General features: G+C 35.8%; 18 protein-coding genes. 10 read left to right on the top strand and 8 right to left on the bottom strand.

All coding sequences use genetic code 11. The features are described 5' to 3' along the window. Position 1: 1 nt before the first annotated feature. The 5 genes from AAC069_RS01250 to AAC069_RS01230 form a co-directional block, all read right to left on the bottom strand. Positions 2-409 carry a group III truncated hemoglobin gene (locus tag AAC069_RS01250; RefSeq protein ID WP_339918717.1) on the bottom strand — a complete coding sequence of 136 codons (408 nt, stop codon included), beginning with the start codon at positions 407-409 and terminating at the stop codon, positions 2-4. Between the two features lie 60 nt (positions 410-469). Continuing rightward, positions 470-1,003, bottom strand: coding sequence for a DUF4136 domain-containing protein (locus AAC069_RS01245; RefSeq protein WP_339918716.1), 534 nt, complete (start codon positions 1,001-1,003; stop codon positions 470-472). 37 nt (positions 1,004-1,040) lie between these two features. After that, on the bottom strand, positions 1,041-3,023 hold the full coding sequence (locus AAC069_RS01240) for a urocanate hydratase (RefSeq protein ID WP_339918715.1): 1,983 nt from the start codon (positions 3,021-3,023) through the stop codon (positions 1,041-1,043). 211 nt (positions 3,024-3,234) lie between these two features. After that, a complete protein-coding gene (locus tag AAC069_RS01235) occupies positions 3,235-3,411 on the bottom strand; it encodes a DUF5522 domain-containing protein (RefSeq protein ID WP_339918714.1) in 177 nt (58 codons plus the stop codon). Between the two features lie 263 nt (positions 3,412-3,674). Next, positions 3,675-7,637, bottom strand: a complete 3,963-nt coding sequence (locus tag AAC069_RS01230; protein WP_339918713.1) for a GEVED domain-containing protein — start codon at positions 7,635-7,637, stop codon at positions 3,675-3,677. Between the two features lie 336 nt (positions 7,638-7,973). Here AAC069_RS01230 and AAC069_RS01225 point away from each other — a divergent pair, with 336 nt between their 5' ends. The 5 genes from AAC069_RS01225 to hemL all read left to right on the top strand — a co-directional run bounded on the left by AAC069_RS01225 (position 7,974) and on the right by hemL (position 13,762). Then, the gene (locus AAC069_RS01225; protein WP_339918712.1) at positions 7,974-8,312 is read left to right on the top strand and encodes a hypothetical protein; all 339 of its coding nucleotides are present in this window, start codon (positions 7,974-7,976) and stop codon (positions 8,310-8,312) included. 411 nt (positions 8,313-8,723) lie between these two features. Beyond that, positions 8,724-10,556: a T9SS type A sorting domain-containing protein gene (locus tag AAC069_RS01220; RefSeq protein WP_339918711.1), complete on the top strand. Its 1,833-nt coding sequence runs from the start codon at positions 8,724-8,726 to the stop codon at positions 10,554-10,556. Positions 10,557-10,642: 86 nt separating this feature from the next. Then, the gene (locus AAC069_RS01215; protein WP_339918710.1) at positions 10,643-11,548 is read left to right on the top strand and encodes a pyridoxal-phosphate dependent enzyme; all 906 of its coding nucleotides are present in this window, start codon (positions 10,643-10,645) and stop codon (positions 11,546-11,548) included. After that, positions 11,541-12,422 (top strand): glucosaminidase domain-containing protein, encoded by an 882-nt coding sequence (locus AAC069_RS01210; RefSeq protein WP_339918709.1) that lies wholly within the window; start codon positions 11,541-11,543, stop codon positions 12,420-12,422. Before AAC069_RS01215 ends, AAC069_RS01210 begins: the two co-directional genes overlap by 8 nt. A 53-nt stretch (positions 12,423-12,475) precedes the next feature. Then, positions 12,476-13,762, top strand: a complete 1,287-nt coding sequence (hemL, locus tag AAC069_RS01205) for a glutamate-1-semialdehyde 2,1-aminomutase (RefSeq protein ID WP_339918708.1) — start codon at positions 12,476-12,478, stop codon at positions 13,760-13,762. 36 nt (positions 13,763-13,798) lie between these two features. Here the strand turns inward: hemL and AAC069_RS01200 are convergent, their stop codons facing one another. Beyond that, complete coding sequence (locus AAC069_RS01200) at positions 13,799-14,254, bottom strand: hypothetical protein (RefSeq protein ID WP_339918707.1); 456 nt, start codon at positions 14,252-14,254, stop codon at positions 13,799-13,801. Between the two features lie 126 nt (positions 14,255-14,380). On the opposite strand from AAC069_RS01200, the gene AAC069_RS01195 reads away from it, so the two are divergent. The 5 genes from AAC069_RS01195 (at position 14,381) to AAC069_RS01175 (ending at position 18,997) form a co-directional block, all read left to right on the top strand. Further along, positions 14,381-14,755 carry a hypothetical protein gene (locus tag AAC069_RS01195; RefSeq protein ID WP_339918706.1) on the top strand — a complete coding sequence of 125 codons (375 nt, stop codon included), beginning with the start codon at positions 14,381-14,383 and terminating at the stop codon, positions 14,753-14,755. Between the two features lie 103 nt (positions 14,756-14,858). Continuing rightward, on the top strand, positions 14,859-15,656 hold the full coding sequence (locus AAC069_RS01190) for an MbnP family protein (RefSeq protein WP_339918705.1): 798 nt from the start codon (positions 14,859-14,861) through the stop codon (positions 15,654-15,656). A 143-nt stretch (positions 15,657-15,799) separates the two neighbouring features. Then, on the top strand, positions 15,800-16,837 hold the full coding sequence (locus tag AAC069_RS01185; protein WP_339918704.1) for a cytochrome c peroxidase: 1,038 nt from the start codon (positions 15,800-15,802) through the stop codon (positions 16,835-16,837). Between the two features lie 5 nt (positions 16,838-16,842). Then, positions 16,843-17,814 carry a transporter gene (locus AAC069_RS01180; protein ID WP_339918703.1) on the top strand — a complete coding sequence of 324 codons (972 nt, stop codon included), beginning with the start codon at positions 16,843-16,845 and terminating at the stop codon, positions 17,812-17,814. A 178-nt stretch (positions 17,815-17,992) separates the two neighbouring features. Then, positions 17,993-18,997 (top strand): 2-hydroxyacid dehydrogenase, encoded by a 1,005-nt coding sequence (locus AAC069_RS01175; RefSeq protein ID WP_339918702.1) that lies wholly within the window; start codon positions 17,993-17,995, stop codon positions 18,995-18,997. Between the two features lie 18 nt (positions 18,998-19,015). Here the strand turns inward: AAC069_RS01175 and nadB are convergent, their stop codons facing one another. Together nadB and nadA are read right to left on the bottom strand one after the other, a co-directional pair. Further along, complete coding sequence (nadB, locus tag AAC069_RS01170; protein WP_339918701.1) at positions 19,016-20,599, bottom strand: L-aspartate oxidase; 1,584 nt, start codon at positions 20,597-20,599, stop codon at positions 19,016-19,018. Beyond that, on the bottom strand, positions 20,599-21,528 hold the full coding sequence (gene nadA, locus AAC069_RS01165) for a quinolinate synthase NadA (protein ID WP_339918700.1): 930 nt from the start codon (positions 21,526-21,528) through the stop codon (positions 20,599-20,601). The genes nadB and nadA overlap by 1 nt, the downstream gene beginning before the upstream one ends. Between the last annotated feature and the right edge of the window lie 19 nt (positions 21,529-21,547).

Genomic DNA, 21,547 nt, shown 5'->3' with positions numbered 1-21,547 from the left:
TTTATTTCAAATTTAAAAGATCTCCGTTTTGAGCAGCATTTCTAAAATAGTCAATTTTATAATTGAACATTTCTGCCATATTCTTCGCGCGTAGTTTTGCTTCTTCGGCAATAGCGCCAACAAATAACTCATCTGTTGTGGTGGTGAATATTTCCATCCAGCGGTCAAAATGCTCTTTAGTAACCGGTAATTGTTTATGTGGAGGAAAAGGACTGCCTGAATAAGTATGTATTTCGAGTAAGATTGTTTGCCAAAAGCGGTACATCTTTTCCAAATGTTCTGGCCAGCGATTACCTATTTTTTCATTAAATATAGGACCGATGAAGTCGTCTTTTTGTACTTTAGAATAGAAAGTGTCAACAAGTAGTTTGATGTCTTCGAGGGTTGTAATGTCGTTAAGATTTGTCATAATTGGGTATAAAAAAAGCCTACGCAAAGGTAGGCCATTTCTATAATATATTGTCTTAAACTACTTAGAGTTTGGGGGGAACTGCGCTAAAATTTTGGCGACAAACTCATTAATTTGTTTTTCTTTTTGACTACGGTTTTCGGTTAAGTAGCCCACGCCTTCGCCTTCCCAAACTAGTTCTTTTTTCTTGGCATCGATCAGGTCAATGTATAAAGTTCCTTCTGTAGAAGAGCTTACGTAATTACGTCCTCCCCACATGTAAGGATTCCATCCATATCCCCATCCGTAACCCCATCCAGCATTGAATTGGTTTACTTCCAGTTTTTCTCTTTCTTTAGTAAAAATATTAACTAACAGATCGGGAGTGTTGCTTTTAGTCATTCCCATTTTGCCTAGTTCGTTATCAATGGCGTGAAGGATTCGTTTTTTGTCAAATTCAGATATTTGCACTTTGTCGATGCCGCTTTTATGAAAGGCATAGGTTTTATATTGAGTAAAATCTACATTTTTGTCATAATCTGCGTTTACTCTAATAGAGCTACAAGCACTTAATATGAAAAGGAAAAGTACGGGAAGGAGTTTAATTGCTTTCATGGCTAATTGTTTGATTACTAAAGATACATTCAAATTTTTAAAAATCCAATAAATTATCCGCAACAATATTAGGGATGGTGACCTTTAGTAAAGGTTCTGCTTCCATTGCTCTTTTTATTGCAAATAAAGCTCCTTCGTTACGAGCCCAACTTCTTCTTGAAATACCATTGTTAACATCCCAGAAAAGCATTGATTGTAAGCGTCTTGAAGCTTCTTTAGAACCATCAAGAACCATGCCGAATCCACCGTTTATAACCTCGCCCCAGCCAACTCCACCACCATTGTGGATAGATACCCATGTAGCTCCTCTAAAACTGTCTCCTATCACGTTTTGTATGGCCATATCAGCTGTAAAACGAGAGCCGTCGTAGATGTTAGAAGTTTCTCTGTAAGGGGAGTCGGTTCCTGATACATCATGATGATCTCTCCCAAGAACTACTGTTGTAATTTCGCCTTTGGCAATAGCCTGATTAAAAGCTTCAGCAATTTTTACACGACCTTCAGCATCAGCATATAAAATACGAGCTTGTGATCCCACGACTAATTTATTTTCTTGTGCGCCTTTTATCCATTGAATGTTATCTTGCATTTGTTGCTGAATTTCAATAGGAGCTGTTTTTGCCATTTCTTCCAGTACCTCGCAGGCAATAGTATCTGTTTTTAGTAAATCTTCTGGTTTTCCTGAAGCACAAACCCAACGGAAAGGCCCAAATCCGTAATCAAAACACATAGGTCCCATGATGTCTTGAACGTAACTTGGATACCTGAAATCGATGTTGTTTTCTGCCATAATATCCGCTCCCGCGCGGGAAGCTTCCAGTAAAAAAGCATTTCCGTAATCAAAGAAATAGGTTCCTTTGGCGGTATGTTTATTAATAGCGTTAGTGTGTTTTCGTAATGTTTCTTGTACTTTCTCCTTGAATAAAGAAGGGTTTTCGGCCATCATCGTATTCGCTTCTTCAAATGAAATTCCTACTGGGTAATATCCTCCTGCCCACGGATTATGTAAAGAAGTTTGGTCACTTCCTAAATCGATATGAATGTTTTGTTCGTCAAATTTTTCCCAAACGTCAACCACATTTCCTAGATAACCAATAGACACGGTTTCTTTGTTGGCTTTCGCTAAAGCGACTCTTTTTACCAATTCATTGATATCTTCTACCACTTCGTTGATCCAGCCTTGACTGTGACGAATGTGGGTGATTTTTGGGTTTACCTCGGCGCAAACGGTGATGCATCCTGCAATGTTACCTGCTTTGGGTTGGGCGCCACTCATGCCGCCTAATCCTGAGGTAACGAATAAACCGCCTTTAGGACTGACTTTTATTTTACGGAAACCATTAAGTACCGTAATTGTTGTTCCGTGTACAATTCCTTGCGGACCAATGTACATATAACTTCCTGCAGTCATTTGGCCATATTGGGATACGCCAAGCGCATTCATTTTCTCCCAATCGTCCGGTTGAGAATAATTAGGAATTACCATTCCATTAGTTACAACTACTCTTGGAGCTTCTTTATGGGAAGGGAACAATCCCATCGGGTGACCAGAATACATGGTTAAGGTTTGGTCTTCGGTCATTTCTGACAGGTATTTCATGGTCAACAGGTACTGTGCCCAGTTCTGGAAAACGGCTCCGTTTCCGCCATAAGTGATTAACTCATGAGGATGTTGTGCCACGGCATAATCCAGATTATTTTGAATCATCAACATAATGGCTTTCGCCTGCTCACATTTACCTGGATATTCATTAATAGGACGCGCACGCATTTCGTAATCTGGACGAAAGCGATACATATAAATGCGACCGTAAGTTTCCAATTCTTGTCGGAATTCTTGAATTAATTCGGCATGATGTTCCGCCTCAAAGTAGCGCAAAGCATTACGAAGGGCTAGTTTTTTCTCCTCTGTCGATAGAATTTCTTTTCGTTTTGGAGCATGATTGATGTCAACTTCATACGGTTTAGGTTGAGGCAGTATAGTTGGAATTCCTTGTTGGATTTGTTCTTGGAAAGTCATTTTAATGTTGATTCGTTAATTTGGTAAAGTGTTGATTCGTTAGAAAACACCTTTGGAACTTCCTTTGGGTGTTTTTTGGTAGCGAAACGACTATGGATACCGGATATCCGACCTATGGTAGGATTTATATATTTTAACCCTATACTTTAATGATTGATTATCCATTTTTATTGCGGAGTTGATTTTGTGACTGAATACGATTTGTTGATTTCTATTTTTTTATACTTCCCGTTTTCTTGTCATAACCATAAGGACAATGGCGACAGCCACTTTTGCAACAATAGCCTCTTTTTAAGTGGTGTTTTTCGGTAAAGCATTTGTAGCCTTCTGGGGTATAATAGAAATCTTCGCCTTCGATTAATTTATTTTCATTATTCTCGTCAATCATATTTTGGGGTATTCTATTGTGAAAATTATTTAGAATACTTCAATTTAGGTGGTTTGCTCAAACGATTGAGTTTTTCACTAAATAGAACTATTGTAGTAGTACAAATTTATAAATTTTATAGTTAATGTGTCTTGTTGTTGCTAAATATTTAATTTGCAAGCATATTGGGTATATAGGAATTCAAAAGTTAAATTGCCAATTCAGTTTGAGTAAAAAAAAAACATCCGCCACTGCGGATGCTTTTTAGAACTAAAATATTCAACCTAATAAATTATTTTTTTGCTGAGCACCGTGTCATTCTCCAGTGTAATTTTCAGAATTAAACCAACAGTATTTTTGTTCAGATGATTCAGAGTAAATTGTGCTGTATTTATCGCTTTGTAGCTATCTATTTTTCTGCCCGCCAAATCAAAAACGTCAATATTTTTGATTTGTTCGTTTGAAGATTTAACCGTTACCTTTTGATTGACAATTACCAAGACATCATTTGTTGTTTCAACTGAATTTGTTCCTAATGTTTTGTCTTTATTAGTGTAACGAAGTACAAAACGCTTGTCAAAATCACCTATTTCTGTCGTGAAAACATAAGGAGCTTTCTTTAAATCATGAATAATATCCAGTTCTTTGTCTTCTAAATAGATGTTTTGAGTGTCGAAAAGACCATCGATATGATCAATTCGGATGGAAAGTGAAGATGCTATGGCTGCATTATAACCCAAATTCACTTGGTCGTTTTCATCAAAAGGCAAAGCACGTCCTTGGATTGTTAGATTAGCTTCTGGAATGATTGAGTAGAAAGTCACATCGTTACCTCCTAAATTCTCACCATCAAATCCTCTGTCTAGACCTTGAGTAGCACCTGCTAGATAACCCACTAAAAGTTGACTAAAAGCATCTGAATTATTGGCAAGATTTAACCAAATCCTGTTTTTCTCTGTTTCTTTAGTAGTTTTTATCTTCGAGAAAGAGTTGTTTTTCCCAGTTTCACGCATACTATTAGTGAATGTTGCATTTGCTGTTGTGCCGTTTGCCATTGATGTAGCTGCTTTTATAAAAAACGACTGCCCACTAGCAATAAATTCAGATGGTGCTCCTCCGCCAGTTGCAGCAGCTGTTGTGGTAACAGTAGCTCCCGTTTTATTAACAGTAGCATAATCTTCAGAGGTGTAATTAAATACAAAATCTCCGTAAAATGGATTCGGAGCTGCGGTGCTAGGTTGGGAATTATGTGTCCAGAGATAAACAGTTCCATCTACTACTGGTACATTTGAAGGAAGGTCTATGAATTTCGCGATACTTAATCCTGAAGGATATGGATTTCCTATTAGGTTCCATTCGTCATCTTCGGCATTAACATCTACAACACCTATTAAAGTTCCTTTTGAAATAGGAGTCGTAATGGCTCCATTATTTGGAGTTCCGTTGAAAGCAGCTGTGTAGATTGTGTTCTCTGTATGTCCCCAAGGCGTTCTTATGATGTACCCTTTTCCTGGTATCATCGCCGTAGTATTACTCTCTGGCTGCCAGTTTCCACTACTCATTGCAACTGTAGGAATCCAAGAGTACATATAGGAATTAGCAGTAGAAAATTGTCCTAAGGTAAACGGCGTAACCGGTGAACTCCAGTAGGTGTAATCCAATTTTTTAATAGCTGTACTATTTCTTGCCACATTAACAATTCCGGTATTAATAGTGTTGTTAATTTGTACTAAACTGGCGCTGTTTCTTACGTTGAAAACCCCATTAGTATTTACATTTACCCAGTCAGCAACAGTAATGTTGTTGCTGGACTGTAAGTCTAAGTTCCCAGTTGATTTTACTGTTAGATTTTTTGCGTAAGCATTATAATTACTTCCTGAAATGATAGTATTGTTTGGTACAATCACACAGTTGTCAATAGTTGGAATTCCTGCAGGAAGCCAATTGCTTGTTGTGTTCCAATCGTTATTAGTGGTTCCTTTCCAAACTTTTGTTGTGTTAGTTACATTTATGATTGCACTTGTTGAACAGCCATTTGCTAAATTAGCTTTTGCAGTAAATGAATACGTAGTCTGTTCTAATTGTGCTAATGTAGGTTTTACATAAACGATTGTTGCTGGTGTTCCAGAGGTATATGATGTGGTACAAGCAGCATTGGTGTATGCGTCTATAGGTAGTGCACTTGTCCATTGAAATGAAGGAGATAGTGGTTTGTCACCAAATAATTTAATGTCATCTATTGCAACACCGTCATTCCATCCTGCTTTATATCTAATTCTGATTTTTAGAGATGTAATTCCTATATAAGCATTCAAGTTAAAATTCGGCGGTGTTACAAATTGGGTTCCAATTCCTACATCCCCAAGATATTGAACAATTGGTGTGGCCACCCAAGTGGTTCCACCGTTTGTTGAAATTTCTACATTAACAAATTCTACTGAAGCACTATTTGCATCACTATAACTCGAAAAGTATATTTTAAAGCTAAGTGATAAATTAAGAAAACCTGTAGTATTAACCGTTGCTGATTCTAATGCACTTTCCACTTTCCCGAAAGTTATTCCACCTGCAACTACATCAGAAGTTGACATTGCAAATTTATTAGTTCCAAATCCAGAAGAAATTGCTGGATACCAAACGGGAAATGTGGGGTAGGCTGGGACGTATGTGCTTGATTGTGTTTGCCAGTTAGTTTTGGTAGCATCAGGAGATGCAATGTTTTTGTTGGTGAAACTTCCCAATCCATTCTCGAAGTTTTCGTCAATCAAGTAAACTTGCTCATTACTTGCTGATGCTTGTAAATCGATGATGCTATTTTCGCCACATACTAATGGATTTGCATTTGCAAATGTTAAAGTTGGCACCGGTTTGATAGTGGCTATAACTGCAGTTCTAAACAATGACTCGCATATTCCGTTATAAGCTGTTACGTAATAAGTTGTTGTTATGGGTATAGATGGTGTTGTCCATGTTCTGGAAGTAGAAGCGACGTAGGAACCTCCAGTTTGTGAGGTGTACCACCGATATTCAGTTGTCCCAGCTGTACCTATTGCTCCAAGTATTACACTTCCGGTACCACAATTAAAACCATTGGTTATTGAAGTGATTTTGGCAGCACAATTAGCTACTACTGTAAATAGATAATCTTCTGTTTCGCCATAATTAACAATATTCCCACAAGCGCCAAAAGTGTTGTCAGATGCAGAATTTGATTTGTTAATTCGGAGTCTGATTTTATAATTTCCAGGAATTGCCGTTTCGGGTACTTTAAAACCAAAAGTTGTATTTATGAAAGCATTTGTGCACTGGTAGACAACTTCGGTCGGCTCATTAAAGATTCCATTTTTGTCCCAATCCACCCAAGCTTTCATATAATTAGCACCCCCAGTTGTGTTTGTAAAAATATTAATCCCTTCTCCTTGTGCTTGTGAAGCTCGGCTTCCTAAAGTTGTAAGATCTTGGTAACCTAGAGGAGAAGAACTGTATGTTGAGGAATTATTGGAATTTATTATGTTACCTATGAAATTCACCTCTTTTATGTAGTTTGAAGCTTGACCTCCGTTACTTACAGACGGTGTACAGTAATTTTCTGGTTGTACGGTGTCATATTCTACGATGGATAAATCGTCTAGAAACATTTGAGCTCCACTTTCACTAGAATACAATCGGAAACCAACATATTTTGTTTCATCTGAGTTAACAGTGAAACCCGCCGTATATTTTACATAAGAAGTTGCTGTGACATTATAAGTAGATGAGTTTAAAATTACTTGAGCATCTGACTCATTTATCATATAATTATTTGCAGTAACGCTTTTTACTATTTGAAGAAATCCAGAAGCACCTGATTGTTTTGCATAAGCGGTTACCACATAATATTTTCCAGCTTTAAATGGCAGGGTGTTTTTTGTTATCACGGAGCCATCGTAGAATTTATTGGGACCAGTTGATGGTGCGGTAATTTGTACGGATTTAGAGTTAGAGATGCCCCCTGTTACTTGATAAGCAAAAGTTGCACTAAAAAAATTTGACAAAGTAGAAACAGTTGAAGGAGTCGACTCCTCAAATCCTGTACTCCACAAAGTTGTTTGCCCATTCATCTCATTCACCAAAAACAACATCAGGAATAAGCTTAAAAAGACTATTAAAGATTGTTTATTCTTTTTTAACTTGATGGAAGAAATAGTATTAGGTTTTGCAGTAAAATTTTGAGAATTTGTATTTTCAAAAAAGTAATTTTCTTCCATAGATTTTTATCAGATTTTGGTCGTAAAACTAATTTATTTTCTTTTACAAATAACAAATAGGTTAAAAAACGTTAAATTTTTTTGTATTTAATCTGTTTTTTATGGTTTTAATCGGTGCTTTTGCACTAAATTAGGGTTTATAGTGTGGAATAGTCTAACACTTTGATTTGTTAAAAATAGTTTCATCCCGTTGTTGTAAAAGCGAAAAAAATGATTCAGAATTAGTTTTATTGTAGTTTTGTCCTTTTTTAAAATGACCACAAATTAATTATTCAAGCATCTATTTATTTTATTACTTTGCTACATTCACTTGTTAATACAAAATCTAAGCAACCAATGTTTCTAATTGTCACTAAATATTTAATTCCCAAAGGATATCGAGGCTTGACGGCATTTCCTTTTGTATTTGTAAAATATAGGAGCGATAAAGAAAATGCGATTTTTTTAAATCATGAAAAAATTCACTTGCGGCAGCAGTTAGAACTATTAATACTCCCTTTTTTTATATGGTACTTCCTGGAGTATCTTGTTCGATTAGTTCAATATAGAAATAGACATTTGGCCTACCGGAATATTAGTTTTGAGCGTGAAGCCTATGATAATGAATTGAATTTAGCCTATTTGAAAAGTAGGTCAATTCTAAGATTTACTAAATATTTATCTCTACATAAATAGTATTCTTTTTGTTAAAAGCTGCTTCTATCTTAAATTTCGAGTCGATGCCTTACGATTCGTTGTGAGGAGAATTATACTCGTTCGCTGAGTTGTTCCCTTTTTGTAATCCTATAACGTATATGTTTCTTTTTTATGTACAGTTTTTGAAATTAATTTAAGCTCATTAAATATGGTGTTTTTGATGTAAGATAATATTTTCTTTTTGGTTAAAAAGATGTATTTGGTCGGTTATTAATGCTTATTGTCGAGATAATTTCTTGTTTCTCATTTACTTTTGCCTAACTTTAAAAAAGTAATTTGCTGGTGGTTAGGATATGAGAAGGACAGGTTTTTTTTAGTTGTTTTTATTGTCTTTTTTCACTGGAGTTTGCAATTTAAAAAGCACAAAACATTTAAAATAACTTAATACTTATGAATACAAAACTACTTAATCGATTTTTTTTATTTGTTGTGGGCTTTTTATTTTCGATCCATGCAAATGCTCAAATGTTTATAAGTCCAAATAGTTACGTTTATTCTGAGAATGTACCTGTTTATATAGAAAAAGAACTTGAATTGAATGCTTCAAGTAGTAATTTTTATCTGAGAGGTGATGCTCAATTGTTGCAAGGTACTGTAAGTGCAAGTTCTAATAAGGGAGTGGGTAATTTATCCGTTTTTCAAGAAGGGACCACAAATAATTTTCAATACAACTATTGGTGTTCTCCAGTAGGAGGTAATATCGCTACTGCAGGAAATTCCCCATTTGGGATTACTCAACTTAAAGATATTATTGATTTAACCACAAGCGCAACCCCTACAATTTTGCCGTCAAATAATTATGATGGTTCCTCATCTCCTTTATCAATAGCTCCTTATTGGGTTTGGAAATTACCATCAACTTCATTGACAAATTGGGTTTATGTAGGCTCCACATCTAATTTAAATGCTGGAGAAGGTTTTACTATGAAAGGTACCTCGGGAACAAATGCAACAACTGTTAAAGGGGTGCAAAATAATCCTGGAAATAAACAACGCTATGATTTTAGGGGTAAGCCTAATGATGGGACAATTACAATACCAGTAGTTTTAGGAGAACTAATCCTAACAGGTAATCCATATCCATCTGCTATTGATCTATCCGCTTTTTTAACTGGGGCTACAAATTCAACTGGTATTGCGTATTTCTGGGAGCAGGATAAAACAGTAAGCTCACATTATATTGCAAATTATAAAGGAGGTTATGGTGCTTATTCCCCTTTAGGAGGTTCAGGTAATGGAGTGTATACTCCAGCGACTTTTTATTCCTATGATGGTTCTGGAAATGAGGTTGCTGCAACTGGCACAGGAGGAACCTATGGGAGAAGATTTTCACCAATTGGACAAGGTTTCATGATTGAGGGTAGTGCTACGGGAAATGTAGTGATGAAAAATAATTATAGAGTTTTTGTAAAAGAAGGGGCAGCTAATTTATCGCAGTTTGAAAAAAACGCAGCTAATAATAAGACCAATAAAAGTTCTGGTTTTCTTGAAAAAATTGAATCGGTATCAGGATTTGATTATACCACCGTTAGTACTGCACCCACTCCTCAAATTCGTTTTAACACATTATTGAATAATCAAGGCGTTCGTCAATTAGTTTTAGCATTTGTCCCAGAAGCTACTGACGGTGTTGATCGTGCTATGGATGCTTTGTCTACAAGTGACGATTCTCCTGCAGATATTTATTTTGTAATTGATGATAGTGAATACGTAATAGATGCTGTTAAATTTGAAGCTGACAAGAAAATTCCAATTGGATTTAGAAATACAAATAAAGCTAATTTTAAAATTTCTGTTAAAGAAGTTTTAAATTTCACCGAATCAGAAAGTATTTTTTTACACGATAAAATTTCAGATGTATATTATGATATTAAGAATAGTTTTCATGATTTAACGTTAGCCGCAGGAGTTAATAATACTCAATTCGAAATTACTTTTAAGAAAGGCGCATCATTAGGGATTGACGAGGTGGTAAAAGAAGATTTTGTATTGTACCAAAATAATACCACCAAGAATTTGACTATTAATAATCCAAAACAAAAAGAACTGGTTTCCTGTAGTTTATATGATATTGTTGGTAAGTTGATTTTCACTAAAAAAGAATTGGGTTCCAATGCTGATTATAGTTTTTCAACAGCTGGATTAAGTGATGGAATCTATATAGTTAAGTTAAGTACTACAGAGAATACTGACATCGGTCAGAAAATAATCATCAAAAACTAATTTATTAAGCGGTGAAATTGAATTGCGATTGCTACAGATTGCGTTTTAATTATATTAAATTTTACCTTTGTGAAAAATTATTTGGTTTGAATCAAAAACTCATTATAAAATTCCCAAATGCGATTTCGGTGACAATCAAACGTGAAGATTTGATTCATCCTTTTGTTTCAGGGAATAAGTTTAGAAAGCTAAAGTATAATTTGCTTCAGGCAAAAGAGGAAAATCAGGAAACGCTGCTCACTTTTGGTGGAGCCTATTCAAATCATATTGCCGCAGTTGCGTTTGCAGGAAAAGAGAATAGATTTAAAACCATCGGGATTATTCGAGGGGATGAATTACGCGACAAAATAGCAACTAATCCAACCTTGCAATTTGCCCAAGATTGTGGTATGCAATTCGAATTTATATCAAGAGAAGAATACCGATTAAAAAACCAAATTCCATTTTTGGAAAACTTAAAACAGCAACACGGTGATTTTTACCTTATCCCAGAGGGCGGTACTAATGAACTTGCCATAAAAGGTTGCCAGGAAATTCTAACCAAAGAAGACGCGCAGTTTAATTATATCTGTTGTGCAGTGGGAACTGGGGGGACTATTTCTGGAATTATTAATAGTGTTTTGCCTCATCAAAAAGTTTTAGGATTTCCTGCTTTAAAAGGTGATTTTTTAAAAGATGAAATTCGTAGTTTTGTAACCGACGTTCCAGATGAAAATTGGGAACTGATAACGGAGTACCATTTTGGCGGATACGGTAAAGTGAATCAAGATTTAATTAGCTTTATCAATCAGTTTTTTAAAAATAATAATATTCCATTAGATCCCATTTATACTGGAAAGATGGTTTTTGGCGTTATAGATATGATAGACACCAATTATTTTCTGTCTGAATCAAAAATTTTACTAATTCATACTGGTGGAATTCAGGGAATCGAAGGAATGAATTCAAAATTAAGAAGTAAACAATTACCATTAATAGATACTTATGTTTAAAAAAATCCTACTTATACTCACGCTATTTACTTTATTGAGTTGTAATGTAACAAAGCCAGTAATAGTAACAAAAAAAGCGACGCCTACAAGTTCAAAAAAAGTGGTAGCTCGTTCTGGCAAGAAAACAAATGTAGTCAAACCAGCGCTGAAAAAATCGTCAACACAAGAACAAGTTGAAGAAGAGAATGAAGTAATTGAATCAACCTCAGTAACCTATGTTGGAACTGATGTAATCGGCAAGTATATTTCTCAGTATAAAGATATTGCCATGAGTAATATGAGAATTTACGGAATTCCAGCGAGTATTATTTTAGCTCAAGGAATATTAGAGTCAGGCGCGGGAAGAGGTGAGTTATGCATTAGAGCAAACAATCATTTTGGAATAAAATGCCATGAGGGTTGGACTGGAGAATCTGTCAGACACGATGATGATTCGAGTCAGGAATGTTTTAGAAAATACTATGAACCGGCAGAGTCGTTTAATGATCACGCTTTGTTTTTGACGGGCAGAAGTAGATATGCTAGTTTATTCAATTTGGCAAAAGAAGATTATAAAGGCTGGGCAAGAGGACTCAGAAGAGCAGGTTACGCCACAGACCCTAAATACCCAGACAAATTAATATCGTATATCGAGCGTTACAATTTAGGACAATATGATGCACTTGTTATGGGTAAAGAGTATACTCCAATTGAAAGACAAGATACAAGAATAGCAGCTTTAGACAGCCAGAACAGGTCTCTATATGAAGTGCAAAAAGGAGATACTTTATATTCGATCTCAAAAAAATATAATTTATTGGTGACTGATTTAAAGCAAATCAATAACCTATCAGCAAACACCATTTCTATTGGGCAAAAACTGATAGTGAAATAGTAGAAGTTTAGAATAGAAAATAGCATATCGTAAATAAAACATCCAAAATATACATGTTATATAAAAGAAGTAGTCAGCTTTTTGCTGAAGCAGAAAAGGTAATTCCAGGAGGAGTAAATTCGCCAGTAAGAGCGTTCAAAGCAGTAGGGGGAACTCCAATTTTTGTTAAAAGTGCCAAGGGTGCATATATGTACGACGAAGATGGAAATCGTTTAATTGATTATATTAATTCTTGGGGACCTATGATTTTAGGTCATGCTTTTGAACCGGTGGTTCAAGCCGTAATCGAGAAAGCTAAGTTGGGAACCTCGTTTGGTATGCCCACGGAACTAGAAACACAAATTGCCGCTTTGGCCGTGTCTATGGTGCCTAATATTGATAAAATCAGGTTTGTAAATTCAGGGACAGAAGCCTGTATGAGTGCGGTGCGTTTAGCTCGTGGATTTACTAAAAGAGATAAAATTATAAAATTTGCAGGTTGCTACCACGGTCATTCTGATTCTTTTTTGATTCAGGCAGGAAGTGGAGCCGTAACCTTCGGTTCGCCTAATAGTCCTGGAGTAACTGCCGGAACAGCTAAAGATACTTTATTGGCTAAATTCAATGATTTAGAAAATGTAAAGACTTTAATCGAAGCTAATAAAAACGAAATTGGCGCTATAATAGTGGAGCCAGTTGCAGGAAACATGGGTTGTATTCCGCCAAATAAAGGTTTTTTAGAAGGTTTACGCCAACTTTGTACTGACAATGGTATACTGCTTATTTTTGACGAGGTCATGACCGGGTTTCGATTGGCACGCGGTGGAGTTCAAGAACTATTGAATGTTGATGCAGATATTGTTTGTTTCGGAAAAGTAATTGGTGGTGGACTACCGGTAGGTGCTTTCGCTGCTCGTGAAGAAATTATGAATTATCTAGCACCACTTGGTCCTGTTTACCAAGCAGGAACTTTATCAGGGAATCCATTGGCTATGGCCGCAGGATTAGCGATGTTGCAAACGCTAAATAATGATGCTGCTATTTTTGATAGATTAGCGGAGAAAACAGCCTATTTACATGCTGGAATCGAAAAAGTATTAAAAGCAAATAATGTTGTATTTACCATCAATAGAATAGGATCGATGATTTCAGTTCATTTTGATGCGACTCCCGTAGTTGATTTTAAAACTGCAGCAAATGGAGACAATGAAACGTTTAAAAAATTCTTTCATGGATTATTGCAAGAAGGAATTTATATTGCGCCATCAGCTTATGAAACTTGGTTTATTACTGATGCGCTTACTTACGAAGATCTGGATTTCACGATTCAGGCCATTGATAAAGTATCCAAAACTTTTTAATCAAAAAAAAACTTCCGGCTTTCACCGGAAGTTTTTTTATTTTTGCATTTCTTTTTTGCCATCTATTTTATCACCCATTTTTTTGTGCATTCTGTGTGCACCTCGTTTGTGGTGCTTTCCTTTCATAGCATCCCATTTTGCAAATTGATCAGCAGATAAAATACTTTTCATTTTGGCTTTCATAGCAATCTGCTCGTCTAGCATTTTGTTTTTTCTAGCAAAACGCTCGTCTGTTGTTGGTTTTGTTTTGTTATCTTTTCTGTCTTTCATCATCGCTTCTCGTTTCGCACTTTTTTCAGCAATGATGCTTTTCATTTGGTCTTGCTGTTTTGCGTTTAAGTCTAGCTCTAATGTCATTTTCTTTAACATCAATTCATTTTGTTGTTTTGGAGTGAATTTTTCCACTTCAGCTCTCTTAGGCATATCTTTTTTGTCTTGTGCAAAATTCGCTATGCTAACTGCTAATAAAGCAGCGATAAATAATTTTTTCATTGTACTTGTTTTAAAGTTATAAGGATAAGACCCTAATGTTTCCTTAAGGTTTAATCGTTAACAAAAGTTTAGTAATAAGGTGATATTTGTCACATAAAATTGAAAAGCGAAGGCTATCTTTACAAAGTGAAAAAATATGCAGTCATAATTCTTTTAGTTTTGTTTCTAAAACCAATTCTTCCGGTTATAGACTACGCTGTGAATTATGAGTATATCTCAAAAGTACTTTGTATCAATAAGGCTAAGCCAGAATTGAAGTGTAATGGAAAATGTCATTTGATGCAAGAATTAGCAAAAGCTTCAGATGATGACAAACCCCTTTCTTCTGATAAAAAGCAAAGCTCAAACTCCTTTGTAGATCTTTTTGTTACCGAGGCAGATTCTTTTAACTTTCTATTTTTTCAAAAGCCCACTACTCAAGAATTAAATTCTAGTTATGCTAATTTGTATTCACATTTAGATAGCTATGTTATTTTTCATCCCCCTATTTTTATTTCTTAATATACCGTTTTTTTGTGTCTGATTCCCTTTGGCGAAAGCCAATAAGGAAGTCCGTTGACGCATCTTATAGAACAAAATATAAAAAGAAATTACAATTATAAAAATGAAAAATATACTATACAAAGCCTTAGCTGTTTTAGCTTTGAGCGCTACACTTACTGCATGTTCTAATGATGAAGAAACAATTTCAGGAACAGGAATGGTGGCTTTAGAATTTGATAACTCTTTCAATGGAAACGATCTGATTCTTGAAACACAAACAAACACAACTGCTAGTAATGAAGTGCTTAAAATCACGTCCATAAAATACATTATTAGTAATATTGTTTTGACTAAGGAAGACGGAACTACATATACTTACCCAAAAAGCGAAAGCTATTTTATTGTGGATGAAGCAACGGCAGCAAGTCATGTTATTGACTTAAAAAATGTGCCAGCCGCTAACTATACTAAAGTAACTTTTGGTGTTGGAGTAGATAAAGACCAATGGAGTGCCGGAGCAGATGGTCAAGGAGATTTCTTAGCTACGGCACAAGCGGCAGGAATGATGTGGAGTTGGTCAGCAGGATATAAATTTGTGGCTTTTGAAGGTACTTTTACATCGGCTACCGTGACAACTGCAGTACCGTTTAAAGTGCATACTGGACAAACAGGAACAGACTATAACTACACAACAGTTAGTCTTGATTTACAGACAAAAGCTTTAGTGAGAACTACTATCACACCTCAAATTCACATTATTACTGATTTATCTAAAGTATTAAATAGTACAAATGTGATCAAGCTTTCTGATAACAATGCTAGTGGAACTGGAGCAAATATTATGGGTGGAAGTAATTTGCCTTTAATCACTCAAAACGTATCGACTATGTTTTCTGTAGACCACGTTCACAACGATTAATTTCATTTTTAGTAGCACAAGAGTAGTGTTTTAAACAAGTTCAGTCCCGTTTTTCGCTGTATCTTTTTTTAAAAATAAAAAAAGAATGCCGCTACAACCGGGGCTAGTCTACAGCTTTTGTGCTTCTTTCAAAAATCCAAACCATGAAAATAAAACATTTTCTTTGGCTACTTCTTCCCGTATTAATTAGTTGCTCAGATAAGGATGATGACTATGTGAATCTACCATTAGATTTTGCAGTGCCTTCAAATTTTCCAGATTTAGCATATGATATCACTGCAAATCCTCCAACAGAAAAAGGATTTGAACTGGGTAAAAAACTATTTTATGATGGTCGTTTAGCTTCTGACGGACTGGTATCTTGTGGGTTTTGTCACTTACAGGAAAATGCCTTCACCCATCACGGACACACCGTAAGTCATGGTGTGAATGATGCTCAAGGAACAAGAAATGCACCTGCTATTCAGAACATGGCTTTTCAACGTGTTTTTATGTATGATGGAGCTTCCTCTCATTTAGATCTGCAACCGATCATTCCTTTGACAAGCGAAATAGAAATGAATGGCGATTTAAATACTATTCTGGCTATGATGAAAGGGGATAAAACCTATCGTGAATTGTTTAAAGCTTCTTTTACTGATGGAACTGTTTCTGTCGAGAACATGCTCAAAGCACTTTCGCAATTTATGGTTATGCTGACTTCTTCTAATTCAAAATTCGATCACTATAGACGTAATGAAGCGGGAGGTACCCTTACGAGTGATGAAACAGCTGGTTATGCCGTTTTTAAAACTAAATGCGCTTCTTGTCACGCTACTGATCTAATGACTGATGATGCTTTTAGAAACAACGGATTAGCCATAAACCCATTAATAAATGATGTTGGACGTTACCGCGTTACTGAGCTTGCACAAGATTATTACAAATTCAAAGTATCCAGTTTGCGTAATGTAGAAGTAACTGCGCCGTACATGCACGATGGTCGTTTTGGCACACTCGAGGCAGTGCTTAATCACTACAGTTCTGGAATTGTTGATTCTCCGACATTAGACCCTATTTTAAAACAAAATACAAAACTCGGAATCACACTTTCCGAAACCGAAAAAACACAGCTAATCGCATTTCTAAAAACATTAACCGACAATCAATATCTTACTGATAAACGATTTTCCGAATTTTAAATACCATGAAAAAAACAATAATAATAAGTCTGCTTACTTTTTTATCCATTCAGTTGGTGAGCGCTATTCCTATAAAAGACAGTATTTCCAGTTTTACGTTCCAAAAAATGCAACTCGCGGCGGCAATGGATTTTGACTGCGACGCCTGTGGCTGTTCTGCCAGTGGAGGAAGTATGGGGTGTAGCTCTATGCTGAATAGTAATTTTGTAGGTATTCGTTATTTTAACCAAAGTTATTCCAGTAGAGATGGGATTTTTGCCAACTCTCCTTGGATTGATGAAAATTTCAATACGGCTCAAATTTGGACTAAAATCCCACTTACTGATAAAATCCAAATTGCAGCCTTGATTCCGTATCATTTTCACAATCGAGAATTGACTACCGGAACGGAAAACATCAGCGGTCTGGGGGATATTACGCTTATGGCAACGTATTCTGTGTATCAGACACAAAAAGACAGCACCGTTTTTACACACAATATACAAATAGGAGGGGGTGTAAAAATACCCACAGGTAAGTTTGAAGAAGCGAATAATTTAGGGACTGTAAATCAAAGTTTCCAACTGGGAACCGGAAGTTGGGATTACCTTTTTCTTACCGAATATATGATTAAGAAGAAAAACTTGGGATTGAATAGTATGCTGAATTATAACATCAAGACCGAGAATTCTAAGAAATATCAGTTTGGTAATCAACTGAATTATGGGAGTACACTGTTCTATCTTTTAGATTTGAAGACCGTACAGCTGGTTCCGCAAATAGGAATAGCGGGTGAAGTGTATGAAAGTAATAAGCAACACGGCGAAAAAGTAGTTAATACAGCTGGGGATATTCTGTTTAGTAAGTTTGGTCTTGAAGTAGGTAAAGACAAATTTTCAGTAGGGATTAATGCGATGCTTCCTGTCAACCAGAATTTATCAAGCGGGAATATAGAGGCTAATTATAGATGGAGTGTAAATTTAAATTATACTTTATAGAAATTAGTGAGATTACAGTTTTTCTTAAACCAAAAAGCAATAATAGTTCTATAGAATTAGTATTGCTTTTTGGTTTATAAGTATCTTTGAATTAGTATTCTAGTACTCCTGTTTTTACTCAACCTCTTTTTTAAGAAGAAGTATTATTTTCAATATTATGACAGCAAACCAAAAGCTAATGGCACAAAAAATTTCTTTCTTTTCAACGCAATCGTACGATAAATCTTTTTTTGAAAAGTACAACGCCAGTTTTGGTTTTGAATTAGAGTTTTTTGAGGTTCAATTGAATTCTCGTACAGTAAGTTTAATTGAAAACACAGCTATTGTTTGTGTTTTTGTAAATGATGTTGTAGATGCTGAAGTAATTGAAAAACTCGCAGAAAAGGGAGTGAAAATTATTGCTTTGCGTTGTGCAGGTTTTAATAATGTTGATCTTATCGCTGCTAAAAAGTTGGGTATACGAGTTTGTCGTGTTCCATCTTATTCTCCCGAAGCGGTTGCTGAGCATGCCATGGCAATGATTTTAACTTTAAATCGTAAAACACATAAAGCCTATAATCGAGTACGGGAACAAAATTTCTCATTAAACGGGCTTTTGGGTTTTGATTTGCATGGTAAAACAGTAGGAATCATTGGTACGGGAAACATAGGCAAAGCATTTGCTAAAATTGTATTAGGCTTTGGTTGTAAAGTTCTAGCCTTCGATATAATTAAAGATCAAGAAATAGAGAAATTAGGAGTGCGATACGAAACCTTAGAGACTATTTTTAAATTGGCTGATATCATTTCTTTGCATTGTCCATTAAGTGATACAACAAAGCATATGATTAATAAAAGTTCGCTCTCGCAAATGAAAGATAACATTATGCTAATTAATACCAGTAGAGGTGCTTTGATCAATACATCAGATATTATCGAAGCGTTAAAAAGTGCTAAAGTTGGTTATCTAGGAATTGATGTATACGAACAAGAAGAAAAATTATTCTTTAAAGATTTGTCTGAAAACATTATTCAAGATGATGATATACAACGATTAATGAGTTTTCCAAATGTTTTGGTAACTGCGCACCAAGCCTTTTTTACTAATGAAGCGCTTACACAAATAGCTACAACTACTTTTGAAAATGTATCCAATCTAATCAGTAAAAATGATGTTGATAATAAAGCAGCGCTATTAAATTAAATAAATAGTGTTTTTATACTAAGTACAAAGAGCATCTTCAGGATAATCAAGTAATGGATTCGTAATTGCTTTAGTAGCTACTTTAGTTTTCATAAAACCTCCACGATTATCGGTTCTTTCGATGGAATGCTGCACTATTAAATAACCCACAGTAATCATGTTTTGCAGTTCCCTTAGTTTAGTATTGATTTGATGGGTTTTAGATAGTGCTTCAAGTTCGTTTTTCCATAGCAGCAGTTGTGTCTTTGCACTAATTAAATCGGTGTCATTACGGACGATTCCGGCATTTTTACGCATTAAAAGTTGTAATTCGGTTTTCATATTAGTCATAAAACCGGAACTGATTTCGGGCTGGTTTAGTGCAGTCCAATCCGAAATTATGTTTTTAGAATCTTGTTTTTTTAAGGAGGCTTTCGCCAAATAACGATAGATTTTATCTGAATATACTAAGGCTTCCAGTAGGGAGTTGGAGGCCAATCGGTTGGCGCCATGCAATCCTGTTTGGGAACATTCGCCGCAGGCAAATAAATTTTCAATAGATGTTTTTCCGTCTTTATCCACCACAATGCCACCGCAAAGATAATGCTGGGCAGGAACTACTGGAATCCAATCTTTGGCAATGTCTATACCGATGCTTTTGCAACGCTCATAAATCATGGGGAAATGTTTTGTAAAAGCTTCCATATCTAAATGGGTGCAATCTAAATAAACACATTCTTCCCTAGATTTTTTAAGTTCCATATCAATACTTTGCGAAACAATATCTCGGGAAGCCAATTCTTCTCTTTCGTCGTAATCAAGCATGAATCGCTGTCCGTTTTTAGTACGTAAATAAGCGCCAAATCCACGAACGGCCTCCGAAATCAAAAACGCTGAGCCAGAAGATCCTTCATATAATGCAGTGGGGTGAAATTGTATAAATTCCATATCCTTGATGACCGCATTTGCACGGCTAGCCATAGCAATGCCATCTCCTGTAGCAATCACAGGATTAGTCGTGTGTCCATAAAGATGCCCAATTCCGCCAGCGGCGAGCAATGTAAAATCAGATTGGAAGGTGATGATTTTATTCGTCTTTTGATTTAAAGCATAAGCACCGAGACACCGATTATTTTCGGTAATTAAATCAAGGGCAAAATGATGGTCTAAGACGATAATATTTTCTTTTTTACGCACCTGCTCTAGTATGGTACGCTCAATTTCAAAACCAGTCTGATCTTTATGATGTACAACTCTGTTTTGAGAATGGCCACCTTCTTTTCCTAGGTCAAAACTTCCCAGAGCATTGGTGTCAAACTTAGCGCCCCAAGCGATGAGTTCATTCAATCTGTCGGGGCCTTCGGTAACCACCATCTTTACTACAGCGACATCACAGAGTCCATCACCACAAATCAAGGTGTCATCAATGTGTTTTTGATAGGAATCTTCAGTTTCATTAGTGACAATGGCAATTCCGCCTTGGGCATATTTAGTGTTTGATTCGTCTACCGAAGCCTTAGTGATAATGGTAATTTTTCTATTGGGGAATCGATCTGCGATTTTTATGGCAAAGGTCAATCCCGCCACTCCAGAACCTATTATTAAGTAATTTGTTAGTGTCATTATTTTGATAATTCTAGCATGCGTTCAATAGGCAGTAATGCTTTTTTACGAATATTTTCGGGAACAACGATTTCTGGAGTTTCATTCAGTAAACAGTTGTAGACTTTTTGTAAGCTGTTCATTTTCATATATGCACATTCACTGCAAGCGCAAGTGTTATCGTCTTTAGCTGGCGCCGGAATCAATATTTTTCCTGGTACTTCCTGTTGCATTTTATGAAGAATTCCTGCTTCGGTTGCGACAATAAATTTGTTGTTAGAATTTGTTTTTACATATTCAATCATTCCCGCTGTTGAACCAATGTAACTTGCCGTTTTTAAAATGTGTGTTTCTGATTCAGGATGAGCAATGATGGTCGCATCAGGATGTAGTTTGTGAACTTCTATTAATTTGTCTAGTGAAAAAGCTTCGTGAACCACACAGGATCCATCCCAAAGCAGCATATCACGACCCGTTTTTTCAATAATATATTTCCCTAAGTTCTTGTCTGGCGCAAAAATAATTGGTCTGTCTTTTGGTACTGATTCTACTATTTTTACCGCATTTGATGACGTACAAACAATGTCGCTTAATGCTTTGATTTCGGCAGAGCAGTTCACATAGGTGATGACAATATGGTCTGGATGCTGGTCTATGAATTGTTTGAACAAATCTGGCGGGCAGGATTCTGCTAACGAACAGCCTGCTTTTAAATCGGGTAAAATTACTTTCTTGGTCGGGTTTAATATTTTGGCGGTTTCAGCCATAAAATGAACTCCTGCAAAAAGGATAATAGCAGCATCCGCTTTCATAGCTTCCTGCGATAAACCCAAACTGTCGCCCACATAATCAGCTATATCCTGAATATCGGCTTCTTGATAATAATGGGCTAGAATAACCGCATTTTTCTCCTTTTTTAATTCCAATATTCTCTCCTTAAGATTTTTCATTCTACACTCTGATTTTTGT

The organism is uncultured Flavobacterium sp. (genome assembly GCF_963974175.1).
Lineage (GTDB): Bacteria > Bacteroidota > Bacteroidia > Flavobacteriales > Flavobacteriaceae > Flavobacterium.
Note: the sequence above shows the minus strand (reverse complement) of the source record. Positions and strands in the feature narration are given on the sequence as shown.